Below are 12,996 nucleotides of genomic sequence, written 5' to 3'. Positions count from 1 at the left end.
GTGTCGCCCTTCCCGGCGGCCGGCCCACGTCACCTGGTCATGTCCTCAAGGACGACAGACACCCCGACGGGCCTCGAACTGACGCATGGTCATCCGACGGCCTCGATCGACCTCGGACCCCCGCGTGGCCACTCCAAAGGGAAGTCTGTCCACCACGATCCGTCCAGAATCGTGCCGCCGTCAGCACCACCGAGGCCGCCCGCGCGCAGGAGCACTGATGGCGCACTGCAACTGCCATACGAGCCGGGATACTTGGAGTCTCCGAGCCCGTTCGACCACCACTACTTCGACAGGCCCGCCTCGCGGTGCCGTATGGGAGTGCTCCACATGCTTGACTCCACCACCCAGATCAGGATGGCGCGCCCGTCCCGGGACCTCGCAGCCGCCGAACGCTTCTACGTCCAGGGACTCGGGCTCGATGTCCTGTGGCGAACCACCGAGCGTGTCTCCGGCGAGCACGACCTGCTCATGGTCGGCCCGCCCGCCGGGACATGGCACTTCGAGATCACCCACGATCCGGAGAACCCGCTGGAGCCCACCCCCACCGTGGACGACCTCTTCGTCGTCTACCTCGGCACTCCCGTCACCGACGAGCAGATCGAACGCCTCCTGGCCGCAGGGGGAACCAGAGTCACCGCACACAATCCGTATTGGGACCAGTACGGAGTGACGATCACGGACCCGGACGGCTACCGCCTCGTCCTGTGCACTCGCTCTTGGAACGCATGACGCCAGGCAAGTGGCGCGCCGACCTGGCGAGAGAACGGGGGCAAGCCCTGCCCCGGCACGGCGGATTCCAGGAGGTGTTCTCCGTGCCGACCTGTGAGTAGTCTCCCCCGCAGTCCACCGGCACCGCCGGCAGTGAGTGATCAACTGCCGGGCGGGCCTGCCCCTGCAACGGCTGAGGTGGGTGAGTCGGCCGGTCGCCGCCTGGACGAGCCGGTCGGCCCACCGGCCGACGAGCTCGTCCAGGTCCCGATCAGACCGGTCGCACGGATGACCCCTGGAGCTCCGGGTCCAGCGGGGTCGCCGGGGCCTCAGGACCATGAGGGTGGTCGGCCTGACGGTGCTGGAAGGAAAGGATCTTCGGGTTCTGGACGACGCCGTCGCGGATCTCGATGGCCTTTCTGAGCGTCACGTCGCTGTCCCATGTCTGAGGGCCGCTCATGACCTTGCGCAGATAGGGAAGGAGCGCCTCGCTGATTTCCCAGGTGGCGGAGTTCCACAGGTGGGACGGGCTGTGATCCACCCCGTAGTAGTGGCAACCCGGTCCCACCGTGAGCATGGGCTCACCGAAGGTGGTCGGGCGGGCCCATCCGAAGCCCATGCCCTCGTCGCAGGCGACGTCGATGAAGAAGGTGCCCGGCCGGAACAGAGCGAGTTCCTCGTCGTCGACGAACATGAGCGGCGCGTCGGTGTCCTGCAGGACGCAGTTGACGATGATGTCGAACCCTGCCAGGTACTCCGCCAGCGGCACGGGACCGGTCGGGGTGGATGCCTGCAGGCGCGAGGGATCGTCCTCCTGCTCCTCGAAGTGGCCCATCACGACCGAGGGCATCGGCGAGGCCACCGCCGCGGCGGCACGCTGGGTGAGCACCGTGACGTCGGAGACCCCCATGGCGCCCAGGCCCGTGACAGCTCCGCGCGCCGTGGCACCGAAGCTGATGACCGCCGCCCGCAGGCGGCGCCCATAGCTGCCGGTCAACCCGCCGAGCTGCAGGGCGTGCAGCACCGAGCAGTAGCCGGCCAGCTCGTTGTTCTTGTGGAACACGTGGACGCTGAAGGCGCCCGAGGAGGTCCAGTGGTTCATGGCCTCCCAGGCGATCAGGGTCAGCCGTCGGTCAATGGCGATCTGTGTCATCTTCTCGTCCTGCACACAGTGCGGCCATCCCCACAGCACCTGCCCCTCGCGCAGCTCGGCGACATCGTCGTGCATCGGTTTGGGCAACAGCAGTACGTCGCACTCGGCGAGGAGTTCCGCACGAGAACGCAGGCCCGCCACAAGTGGTCGCAGCGCGTCATCGGCGACGCCGAACCGTCGGCCGTAGCCCTCTTCGAGGAAGATCCTCGCGCGTATGTCCGGGGCGATCCGTTCGAGGTGGCTGGGGTGCAGCGGCAGCCGAAACTCGTTCTCCTTGTGCGAGGAGGCGAGTACTCCGAGACTCAACATGCTCATGTGGGGCGGCTCATTTCCGACCGGACGCCATGCGCTCCGGGATTGCCGTTCCCCGAGGGCGACGCCGAAGTGGATGACGGCGTGCGAGGTGCTCTCGGTACCGCCACCGTACTCCGGTCCCGAGCCCCAGGGGGCGAGGAGTCCACCGGCGTGGAGACGGCTGTGGATTTGCCTGCCCTGCTCCAGGCCCGCTTGTGGCTGGCATTGACCCGCTTGTGGCTGGCATTGACCGGCCACCCGACGTCCCACGACGACTCGGCTGCCGATCAAGCGTCTGTCCTGGCGACGGTACCCGCGGATGTCGCTGCGGACCGGGTGCATAGGATCATCGCCATGTCGCTGCGACCTGTTCAGGTGAACATGAAGGCTCTCGATGCCTCGGCGGTCGGCCGGTTCTGGGCGGAGGCACTCGGCTGGAGTGCCTACAGCCCCGGCGTGACCACCTACGTGGGGCCTGTCGGCGGCCTCGTCTGGCCGGACCCGGTCGCCGTCTGCGTCGACGTCGTTCCCGTCCCGGAACCCAAGACGACAGCGAAGAACCGTGTACACCTCGATCTCGCCACCACCTCTGCGGCCCATCAGGCGGAGTTGGTCGCGCGCCTCCAGGCCCTCGGTGCGACGCCCGCCCACGTGGGCCAGGGCAAAGTACCCTGGACGGTCCTCGCCGACCCGGAGGGCAACGAGTTCTGTGTGCTGGAGCCTCGGGAGATCTACCGGGACACCGGGCCGATCGCCGCCGTGGTGGTCGACTGCGCGGATCCGCGGGCCATGGCCCGGTTCTGGGGTGAGGCGATGGACTGGATCCTGCATGAGGTGACTGACGATCTTGCGGTGCTGCGCTCCGCCCAGGGTGTCGGCCCGTATCTCGAGTTCCGCCGCACGCCCGGCGGGAAGACCGTGCCGGACCGTGTCCATCTCGACCTGTTGCCGTACCCCGGCGACGATCAGGAGGCGGAGGTGACCCGGCTGCGGGCCCTCGGCGCCACCGACATCGACCTCGGCCAGGGCGACGTCCCGTGGACGTGCCTGGCCGACCCGGAGGGCCACGAGTTCTGCGTCCTCGCCCCGTCCTGACGCGGGAGCCCTGACTGCACCCCGTACATATGTGAGCTTTGTGTACTCATTCGCCATGCCCCGGGTGGGTCGGGTGGCGGTGTCCCTGTCGATTCGGGCGGCGAGAGCTTGCGCATCAGGAGCGAGATCGGCTCACCCGCCGACCACGACCAGCAACTCGCAAGCCGCAAGCCGCCATTACCTCTGGAGTAATCGCACCACCCAACCACCTGCGGCTACGTTCTGGTCATTGTCGACTCCCCCGCCGGAACGAAGGAGCCTTGTGGTGTCCGCTTACGGCTTTGCTCATCTCCGCAGCCGCCGCAATCACTCGGACGTCATCGAGTACTTGGGGCGTATCCAGGCGACCCTTGACCCCTTCGCGGGCCACTTCGTCATCCACGGTCCGCCGACCGAAGTCGTGGAGGGTACGTGGCCCGGCAGCATGGTGCTGATCGAGTTCCCCAGCCTTGCCGAAGCCCGTGCCTGGTACGACTCTCCCGCCTACCGGGCCATCCTGCGTTTGCGGACCGATCACATCGAGGGCGACCTGCTGCTGATCGAGGGCGTCGGACCGAACTACGACCCGGCCCAGCGAGCTCGCACATTGCGAACGGAAGCCGACCGGGCGGGCCACCAGTCGACCACGCAGTCCTGCAGCCACCCCCTCGGGCGCCGAGATCCAGGGCACTCGTCCTCCTTCTCCGCTCCGCCACAAGGAACCCGTCCTGCCGAGTCACCCTGACCGCGAGAAGCGATCTCCGCTCCGCTTCGGTGAGCATGGACTCGAGCGGAGGAATCAGGGCCACAGGGTCACACCCCCTGCGGCTCGCCGCTCCGGGGCCGGCCTGTGAACGGCCGTCGCGTCCCCCCGACCGCGCATGAAGTCGGCGAGTTTCACCAAGCCGACGTGACGCGAGAGTCGCAGATCGCACGTGATGTCGCGGGCGGTCGGCTTGCTACTCCGCGTAATAGGTGGCGTCCTGCCGGTCGAGTGCGGTGCTGATCGGCTGGATGTGGAGCAGGTTGTTGTAGTGACGGATGTAGCGGCCGGGGAAGTTGAGCGACTCGAAGGAGATGCCGTCGGTCGCGTCGGCGAGGCCGGCGCGCTGGTTGAAGGAGGCGTCGTTCTTGAAGGTGGTCGTGCCGTCGTTCTTCTCGACCCAGACCTCGAAGTTCTTGTGGCGCAGGTAGTAGCCGGGGAAGTTGGCCGATTCAAGGGAGACGGTGCCGGTGCCGACGAGGCCGGGGACGATACGGAACTGGGAGTCGGCGAGGTTGGTGACGTTGGCCTGGGTCTTGGCTCTGAAGCCCTCATGGCGGATGTAGCGGTCGGGGAAGTTGTACGAGGAGAAGCGGACGGGGGTGGTGCCGTCGGCGTTCCAGTAGATCTTCTGGAAGCGGGTGCGGCGGTTGGGGTCGTTGAGCGGGTCGCCGGTGATGTTCTTGTAGTCGCGGTCGTGGTAGACGAGGATGTCGGATCTGCCGTCCTCGGAGACGGTGAAGGAGTTGTGGCCGGGGCCGTACTGGCCGGTGGCATCGTTGCTCTTGAACACCGGCTGGGTGCTCTTGGCCCAGGAGGCCGGGTTCGTCAGGTCGGCGGTGGCGTTCGCGGTGAGCATGCCGAGGCAGTAGTTGGCGTCGGTGGCACTGGCCGAATAGGTGAGGAACACCTTGCCGTTCTTCTGCAGGACCGCCGGTCCCTCGTTGACGTCGAAGCCCTGCTTCTCCCAGGCGAACTCCGGAGTGGACAGACGCACTTGCGTTCCAGTGATCGTCCACGGGTTCGACATCTTCGCCAGGTAGATGCCGCCGGGGCCGGAGGGGTTGCTCTGGGCCCAGACGAGGTAGCGGATGCCGCCCACGACGAAGGTCGTGTGGTCCAGGGACCAGGAGTCCCAGTTGGTGGTGATCCGGCCCTTCTCCGTCCAGGGACCGGTGAGCGGGTTGGCGGCGCTGGTCTCCAGCGCGTACATCCGGATCTTCCACTTGTCATTGGCGGCGCCGGCGGAGAAGTAGACGTACCACTTGCCGTCGATGAAGTGGATCTCCGGCGCCCAGATGTGGGCGCCCATCTCACCACTGGCGTGCTTGGTCCAGATGGTGGTCTCCGTGGCCGTGGCAAGGCCCTGGAGGGTGGTGGCCCGGCGCATCACGATCCTGTCATACGCGGGCACGGTGGCGGTGAAGTAGTAGAAGCCGTCGGTGTGTTTGAAGACATGCGGATCGGCTCGCTGGAGAGCGATCGGGTTGGTGAAATCCACTGCGGGTGAGGCCGGCGCGGCAGCGTGGGCGGGCGTACCGGTGGTGCCGAACACGACCAGGGCGATGGCTCCCGCGGTCAGGGCGCGGCGGCTGATGGGGCGTGGCATGGGGGTCGTTCTCCTCGGGCGAAGGTGTGGAGGAGCAGGGCGGGGCGGCTCCCTGAGGAAGAGGCAGCCGCCCCTCGGTGGGTGCTCAGGTCGTGGGCCTGAGCTGCCACTGCTGACAGTTGTTGTTCAGCCAGGTCCACTGGCGTACGTCGGTGCCGTTGGCGGTACCGCAGTTGGCGACGTCGGCGACCTTGCCGGTGGCCTGGTTGACGATGCGGACGTAGTCACCGGTGGCCGTGTACACGAGGCGGAACTTCTGGCAGTTGTTGTTCAGCCAGGACCACTGGCGGATGTCCGCGCCGTCGGCGGAACCGCAGTCGGCGATGTCCATGACCTTGCCGGTGGCTGCGTTCACGAGCCGGCTGGTGTCGTTGCCCTGGTCCTCGATGCGCCACTTCTGATTGGCGCCCGTGTGGCAGGCCCACTGTTGGATGTTGGTGCCGTCTGTGCTGTCCCCGTTCACGACGTCCAGGCACTTGCCGCTGTTGCGGTTGACGAGCTGGTAGGCGGTGGGAGTGGCCGCCGTCTCGCCGGAGGGGCCGGGCAGGGTCGTACCGAGCGCGACCGGGGTTCCGAAGTCCGGGGTGCCGTCGGCGTTCCAGGTGAACTTCTGGGCGCGGGTGGTGCGGCCGTTGCCGCAGCCGCCGTTCGCGGAGTTGTTGCCGTGGTAGACGATCCAGTTCTCGGTGCCGTCCGGCGAGGTGAAGAAGCCGTTGTGGCCGGGGCCGTAGACGCCCGCCGCGTCGTTGCGCTGGAAGACCGGGGTCTGCTTCTTCGTCCAGGACGACGCCAGCAGCGGATCGCTGCCGGTGAGCTCGAGCTGGCCCAGCTTGTAGTCCGGGGTGGAGCACGAGCTCGCGGAGAAGCTGAGGAACGTCCGGCCGTCGTGGTACAGCGGCTCAGGGCCCTCGTTGACGGCGCCGCCCTGGGTCTCCCAGCTCAGCGTGGGGCTGGAGATGATGCTGAAGGTCTGGCTGCTCAGCGTGTACGGGTTGCTCATGGGGGCGATGACCAGGCTCTGCTTGCTGCCGCCGATGAAGCCGCTGCCCACGAGGTACAGCTTGTCGTCGTGTCGGAGGACACTGGCGTCGATCAGCCAGCCGCCCGGGGTGAGGTTGGAGCCGGTGAGGGTGTTCTTGTAGGTGTACGGACCCATGGGGTCGCTGCCGGCGCTCTCCAGGACATGGGTGCGCTGGGAGTCGCAGCAGGCGACTCCGGCAGGGGCGGCGGAGTAGTAGAGGTACCACTTGCCGTCGATGAAGTGGATCTCGGGGGCCCAGATGTTGTTGTTGCGGGCCGAGTTGGTGTCGCTCCACACCTGGACGCTGGGAGCGGTGGAGAGACCGGCCAGGGTGGGTGACTTCCGCATGGTCAGGACGCCGGTGAAGGTCGTGGTGATCAGGTAGTAGTTGCCGTTGTGGTACTCCAGCCAGGGGTCGGCGCCCTTCTGTGACTTGACCGGGTTGGTGAACGGCCGGCCGTCGGCGGCGCCGGCGGGCTGCGTGGTGACGAGCGGTGCGAGCAGGGCCAGCAGAGCTGCCCAGAGTATGAGCCAGTGGCGGGTACGGAACATGTGAGTCCCCTTCGGCAGCAGCGAGTTCATGACGGGAGGCACCGCCCCGCCGCCCGGGTGACAGCCGGGCGGTCGGGCACGGTGGGCTCATCCGGTGAGTCAGTGGACGATGTCGAAGGTGGCGTCGGCGCGGCCCGTCGCGGTCGAGATCTCGTCGAGCCGCAGGGCGAAGGACGAGTGCCGGAGGTAGCGCGTCGGGAACCTGGCCGAGCGGAACGACGACCAGGTCCCGTCGGCGAGGCCGGCGACGCGGGTGAACGTGGCGTCGGTGGCGAAGGCCGCCGTGCCGTCGTTCTTGACCACCTTGATCGCGAAGTTCTCCTGCTTCATGTAGTAGCCAGGGAAGTTGACCGACTCGAACGACACGCCGTTGGCGTCGGACAGGCCGGGTCGCAGGCGCCACTGCGCGTCCTGGTACGGGTCGAAGGGCATCTCGCTGATGCGGCCGGCGAAGGCCGCGTGGCGGGCGTAGTGGCCGGGGAAGTTGTACGACTTCAGCAGGTTCCAGCTCGTGCCTCCGTACCGGGCGAGGAGGCGGTCGCGGTCGGCGGCGGTGATCGGCTGGACGGTGTTGTGCTTCGCGTTCAGCGGCGCGGTGTACGACTGGCGACCGACCTTGGTCCACGCTCCCGACACCAGGTCGCCCTGCCACAGGTCGAACTTGGCGTTGGGGCAGTAGGTGTCACCCCAGAGCGACCAGGTGGACGAGGTGAGCGACTTCACCAGCGTGGGGGCCTCGGTGCACCGGTTCTCGGCGACGCCCTCGGTGTACTTAGTGAAGCTGCCCGGTTCCACCGACGTCGACCGCGCGCCGGCCAGTCGGCCCGTCGCGTTGCTCTTGTAGTACAGGTAGTTCTGGCCGTTGACGTCGGTGACGACGTGGGAGTCGAGGATGCCGGAACCCGTGTCGTAGAACACCACGGGGTCGGTGGCCGTGACGAAGTCGGTCGTGTAGGCGGCGGCGATCACCGAGTACGAGGAGCCCTGGGGGATGGTGGTGAACGTGATGCCGTAGGCGCTGCGGACCGGGTCCCAGTGGACGGCCGGGGCCCAGCTGAACGAGTTCGGGTTGGTGCCGTTGACCTTGAGCAGCCGGTCCGCCGACCAGTTCACCAGGTCGGGCGAGGTCCAGACGTGGATGTTCGGGTTGGCCTTGGCGAAGCTGCCGCCCACCGCGATGTCGGTCGCGAGCGCGACCCAGCTGCCGTCGCGCAGCCGGTACAGGAACGGGTCGCGGATGCCCTTGGTACCCGCGGTGGGGGTGAGGATCGCGTTGTTGTCATTGAGCGGTGTCCACTCCCGGCCGTCGTCGCTGACGGCCAGGTGCAGGGCGTTGACGTTGCCCGCGCCGCTGAGCGACTCCTTGAAATAGCCCATCACATAGGCGGAGTCGGCGTCCGCCGCCGCGGCCGGCTGCGCGGGTACCGCCACACTCGTGGCCAGCGCCACGAGGGCGACCAGGAACGTCGATCTCCTGATCAGTCTTGCCAGCATGGTCTTTCCTCTCGATACATGTCGTCCCTCTCGATGCACGGTTCTCATCCGCTTGCGGCACCGGCGCCCTCCCCTCTGGTGCGAAGTGGTGGGAGGGCGCCGGCATCCCGGTCTGGTCAGTTCGTCAGTCGGAAGGTGGCGTCGCTGCGTCCCGTCGCGGTGGTGATCGTTTCGAGTTTCAGCTGGTAGGCGTAGTGACGGATGTAGCGGTCGGGGTGGTTGTAGGACTGGAAGGACGACCATGTCGAGTCGGCGAGGCCGGCGACCTGGCGGAAGGTGGCGTCCGCGGCGAACTGGGTGGTGCCGTCGTTGTACACGAGCTGGAAGTCGGATCCGTCGTGGCGCAGGTAGTAGCCGGGGAAGTTGACCGACTCGAAGGAGACGGTGCCGGTGCCGGTCAGGCCGGGCCGCGGCCGGAACTTGGCGTCATCGTTGGTGACGTTCTGGTCGATGCGTACGTCGAAGTTGCTGTGCCGGACGTAGCGGTCCTGGAAGTTGAAGGACTGCAGTCGCTTGCCCGCCACGTTGGCCCAGCGGGCCTGGATCCGGGCGTCCTCGGCGGCGGTCAGGTTCAGGATCGAGCCGTGGCGCTTCTTCGTTCCGCCCAGGGAGTAGGTTCCCGAGGTCGGGAGCTTGTAGGTGCCGGAGGCGGAGGGGTTGGTCGTGGTGACCGGCATGTAGCCCTTTCCGGCCGCGTACTGGTCGAGGTAGAGGGTCCACTCGTTGCGGTCGCGGAACTTCATCCACATCGGGCCCTCGACCTGGGAGCCGGTCAGGCCGATGCCGGAGAGGTTGCCGAGGTTGGTCCAGGTGCCGAGGATCGAGTTGCTGCCTTCGAGGGTGATCTGGCCGTCGCCGGAGGCCCGTACGTAGCGGAAGTTGCCGACACCGGAGGGGACCTCGACGATCTGGGTGTCGATGATTTCCTGGGTGCCGGGGCGCTCGATGTAGATCTGCGGAGTGGTGATCGTGCGGAAGTTCGTGGTGTGGGCGTAGTGGATGCGGTGCTTCGTCGCGCCGTTGAGGGGCGTGTTCGTCGCCCAGTACAGGACGTAGTCGTTGCTGGCCGGGTCCCAGATCGCCTCAGGGGCCCAGGCGTTGCGCCCGTCGGGGATCGCGCCGGCGACGTTCAGCAGCCACGGCGCCGACCAGGTGACCAGGTCATTCGACTCCCACACCACAAGGCTGCGGCTGCCGTTGTTGATGGACTGACTCCACGTCTGCCCGCAGTCGATGCACAGGTCGGTCGCGATGATCCAGTACTTGCTGCCGTCGGGTGAGCGGACCAGGGCGGGGTCACGCACCCCGCGGGTGCCCACGGTGGAGCGCAGGGTCATCCCGCCACCGTTGAGGTCGGTCCAGTTCAGACCGTCCGCGCTGTACGAGAAGTACATCTGCTGACCGGTCGACCCCTCCCCGATGAAGTGCGTCATCAGGTAACCCGGGTCCGCGGCGGCGGCCCGCTGAGGTGTGGTCACGACTTGGGCTGTGAAGAGCAGGCAGGCGGCGACGAATACCGCCGCCAGCCGAGCGAGAACCGCGGGCATGTGCATTCCCTGTCTTTCTGCGGGTGCCTCGTTGTGCCGATCGACGGCCGAGGAGCGGGGGCATCGCCGGAGCCTTGGCAATGATCGGAGACGGTGCGGTGGCGGGCCGGGTGACGACTTGAGCGAGCCAGCACCGGTCAAGCCGTCCCGGGCCTGAACGGGCGACGGGTGCGGTACACGGGCTGCCTCCTTCGACTACCACCGGTTCGAAATTTCGGACACTGTACGGATCTTCGACCGGAAAATAGGTTCTGGCCAGGAGCACGTCAATAGAACCGGCCAGTATGGTTCCGCATGGTTGGTCGTCGCACGACACATCCCCCTTCGGCGCGGAAGGGATCCGAGGGGCCTGCGCGCCGACGCGGGCTAGCCTCTGCTCCACCTCTGGGTGGCGTTGCCGAGGGCCGTCCACAGCTGGACCGGTGATCCGTTGGCTGTCTTCCAGTTGCCGACGTCGACGGCGAGACCGTTGGAGCGGTTGACGACGGATCCGTCCAGACGGAACCACCACTTCTGACTGGACTTGCCGTTGCAGGGCCAGAGGATGAGCTTGGTGCCCGCGGTGGTGCCGTCACCGTTCGCGGCGAGGCAGTTGCCCGCGACGCGCAGTTCACCTGCGCTGGTCTGCGTGATGCGCTGGTTCTGGTTCCCGGCTCCGCAGTCCCAGATCTGCACCTGGACACCTGTCCGGCCGTTCGGGACGTCCAGGCAGCGGCCGGAGTTGGCGCCCTTGAGCGTGAAGGGGTTGCTCGGTGCGGGCTCCTGGACGAGCTGCCATTCCTGCGCGTCGTCCGCGGCCGGGTCGCCGGCGGTGTTGATGGCGGCCCGCAGGTCGACGGCGCCGTTCTGGGTCGCGCCGGTCATGAACAGTCCGGAGTTGCGGACCGATCGGATCTTGACATAGCCGTCGGTGGACGGAACGAGGGTCCACTGCTTGTCGGTGGCTCCGTCGTCGACCCACTGGGCCAGGCGCTGTCCGGCGATCGCGCTGCCGGTCCAGACGGCGACGGCCCGGCCGCCGGTCTTGTTGAGCAGGGTGACGTTGTCGCCCTTGTCGGTCAGGTGCCAGCGCTGGGAGTCGTCGTCGGTGTCGAGGGTGCGTGACACCAGGTCGGGAACGTTGCCGGTGAGGTTGGCGTCCTGCGTCTTTCCGGCCTCGGGACCGAGGGCCTGACCGGTCGCGCGATTGACCAGAGTGGTGTAGTCGCCCTCGGAGCGACCGAGGTCGACCTCGGCGTACTTCACGGGCCCGACGCTGCCGCCCGCCCACGCGGCCTGGAGGATCAGGGTGCGTCCCGTGCCCTCCACGTACTGGAGGTTGCGGCTGTACCCGGCGGCGATCGGGGTCTGGTACTCCTTCCAGGTGCCGTCGCTGCGGCCGGACTCGTTCACCCAGACGTTCTTGTCGCCGGCGGCGTTCATGGCGATCCGCCCGTCCGGCAGCGGCTGGAGCACCGGGCTGCCACCGGTCGGCAGGGTGCGCCCGCCGGTGGGCACGGGCAGCGACGTGATCGGGTGGTCGGCGGCCTCGTGGAACTTCAGCGGATCGTCCGCGATCTTGTAGCGGACGTCCGGCCCGCCGACGAAGTACTCGTAGGTCATGAGCCACTTGCCGTCGGTGGTCGGGGCCAGTGTCGTCATGCCCGGGCGCTTGCCGCCGATCTGCGTCTTGCCGTTGCCCCGGTTGACCGTGGTCCCCGCCATGTCGACGACCGGCGCACTCCAGGACGTGCTGCGGCCGTCCCAGGTCTTGTGCGCGAGGATCTGGCCGTCCGAGTCCGGCGCGGTGTCGTTGTCCGGGTCGAGGACCGGTACACCGGTGGTGGTGTCGTAGTCGAGATAGTCGTTCTCGTCGGAGTAGTAGGCGACGAGCCGGCCGTTGCGGGCGAGCAGGTACGGCTCCCAGACGGGGTCCTGCTGCCGGTTGGTGTTGGCGGTCGAGTCGGTCCCGCCCTGCCAGCTGCCGGTGGCGATGATGTTCTCGATGCTCCAGGTCGCGCCCTGGTCGGTGCTGGAGTACAGCGCGATCGCCACGTCCTCCCGGTCGCCGTTGCCGGTCGGCGTCCAGTTCGGGTCGGCGGCCTTCTTCTCTTTGTAGTAGTAGTCGTCCCCCGAGACAACGCTCGCCAGAAGCAGCGTGCCGGCACTCAGGTCTCCGACGTCCTGCGGAAGCACATAGAAGTACGGGTTGGTCCAGTTGCTCGTGTACTTCGCGTACTGAGGGGCGTTGGACAACTCGGCGGGCGGCTTCACATCGGTCAGCTTCTGCCACGTCGTGCCGTCGTCGTCGCTCTTGTAGACGGGCAGCGTCTGTCCCACCGGAGCACCCTGGCTGTTCTCGAACGCCGCCACGATCCGGCCGCCCGGCAACTGGGCCGACTTCGGGTAGAGGACGCAGGGCCTCTTGTTGCAGGTGGCGGCGTTCTCCGCCACATACATGTTCGACGGGCTCGGCTGATACGCCGACGCACTCCCCGCGGAGGCGATGGCTGCCGCCATACCGACGCAGCCGGCTGTCGCTGCCGCAAAAACCTTCCGTACCAAGGGTCTTGTCATCACGGTTCCTCGGAGCTCATCGCTGTGGCGGGTGAATAACCTCGTGCGGGTGTAGTCGGAGTATTGGGATGCGAAGGCCTCATGTCACTGGCATGTTTCCGAAAGTGTTTCGCAGACCGCACGCCCTCGGGTGTTGACGCCGACTGCCGGGCCCACGACCAGGTGACCGGTGGTCTTTGTCGTCCGTGCGCCGCTCTTGCCGCCGCCCGCCGGGCCCGGCTATTT

9 protein-coding genes are annotated in these 12,996 nt (G+C 67.4%); 3 read left to right on the top strand and 6 right to left on the bottom strand.

Annotated features, from left to right (window positions below; all coding sequences use genetic code 11):
* The first annotated feature begins 327 nt into the window (after positions 1-327).
* Positions 328-729 (top strand): VOC family protein, encoded by a 402-nt coding sequence (locus OG858_RS44585; RefSeq protein WP_328543804.1) that lies wholly within the window; start codon positions 328-330, stop codon positions 727-729.
* 250 nt (positions 730-979) lie between these two features.
* Here OG858_RS44585 and OG858_RS44580 read toward each other — a convergent pair whose 3' ends face one another.
* Positions 980-2,176 (bottom strand): N(5)-(carboxyethyl)ornithine synthase, encoded by a 1,197-nt coding sequence (locus OG858_RS44580; RefSeq protein ID WP_319315127.1) that lies wholly within the window; start codon positions 2,174-2,176, stop codon positions 980-982.
* A gap of 333 nt (positions 2,177-2,509) precedes the next feature.
* Between OG858_RS44580 and OG858_RS44575 the strand changes: the two genes are divergently transcribed.
* A complete protein-coding gene (locus tag OG858_RS44575) occupies positions 2,510-3,250 on the top strand; it encodes a VOC family protein (protein WP_319315124.1) in 741 nt (246 codons plus the stop codon).
* 265 nt (positions 3,251-3,515) lie between these two features.
* Entirely contained in the window at positions 3,516-3,974 is a 459-nt protein-coding gene (locus OG858_RS44570) for a DUF1330 domain-containing protein (RefSeq protein ID WP_328543805.1), read from the top strand.
* Between the two features lie 214 nt (positions 3,975-4,188).
* Here OG858_RS44570 and OG858_RS44565 read toward each other — a convergent pair whose 3' ends face one another.
* The 5 genes from OG858_RS44565 to OG858_RS44545 all read right to left on the bottom strand — a co-directional run bounded on the left by OG858_RS44565 (position 4,189) and on the right by OG858_RS44545 (position 12,714).
* Positions 4,189-5,601: a family 43 glycosylhydrolase gene (locus OG858_RS44565; protein WP_328543806.1), complete on the bottom strand. Its 1,413-nt coding sequence runs from the start codon at positions 5,599-5,601 to the stop codon at positions 4,189-4,191.
* 85 nt (positions 5,602-5,686) lie between these two features.
* The gene (locus OG858_RS44560; RefSeq protein WP_327745628.1) at positions 5,687-7,174 is read right to left on the bottom strand and encodes a family 43 glycosylhydrolase; all 1,488 of its coding nucleotides are present in this window, start codon (positions 7,172-7,174) and stop codon (positions 5,687-5,689) included.
* Between the two features lie 99 nt (positions 7,175-7,273).
* Positions 7,274-8,668 (bottom strand): glycoside hydrolase family 43 protein, encoded by a 1,395-nt coding sequence (locus OG858_RS44555; RefSeq protein ID WP_328543807.1) that lies wholly within the window; start codon positions 8,666-8,668, stop codon positions 7,274-7,276.
* A 116-nt stretch (positions 8,669-8,784) separates the two neighbouring features.
* Positions 8,785-10,215: a glycoside hydrolase family 43 protein gene (locus OG858_RS44550; protein WP_319065872.1), complete on the bottom strand. Its 1,431-nt coding sequence runs from the start codon at positions 10,213-10,215 to the stop codon at positions 8,785-8,787.
* A gap of 366 nt (positions 10,216-10,581) precedes the next feature.
* Positions 10,582-12,714 carry an RICIN domain-containing protein gene (locus OG858_RS44545; RefSeq protein ID WP_328543808.1) on the bottom strand — a complete coding sequence of 711 codons (2,133 nt, stop codon included), beginning with the start codon at positions 12,712-12,714 and terminating at the stop codon, positions 10,582-10,584.
* Between the last annotated feature and the right edge of the window lie 282 nt (positions 12,715-12,996).

It is taken from the genome of Streptomyces europaeiscabiei (assembly GCF_036346855.1).
GTDB classification, from domain to species: domain Bacteria; phylum Actinomycetota; class Actinomycetes; order Streptomycetales; family Streptomycetaceae; genus Streptomyces; species Streptomyces europaeiscabiei.
The sequence above is the reverse complement of the archived record's forward strand: the minus strand, read 5'-3'. Positions and strand labels throughout refer to the sequence as shown.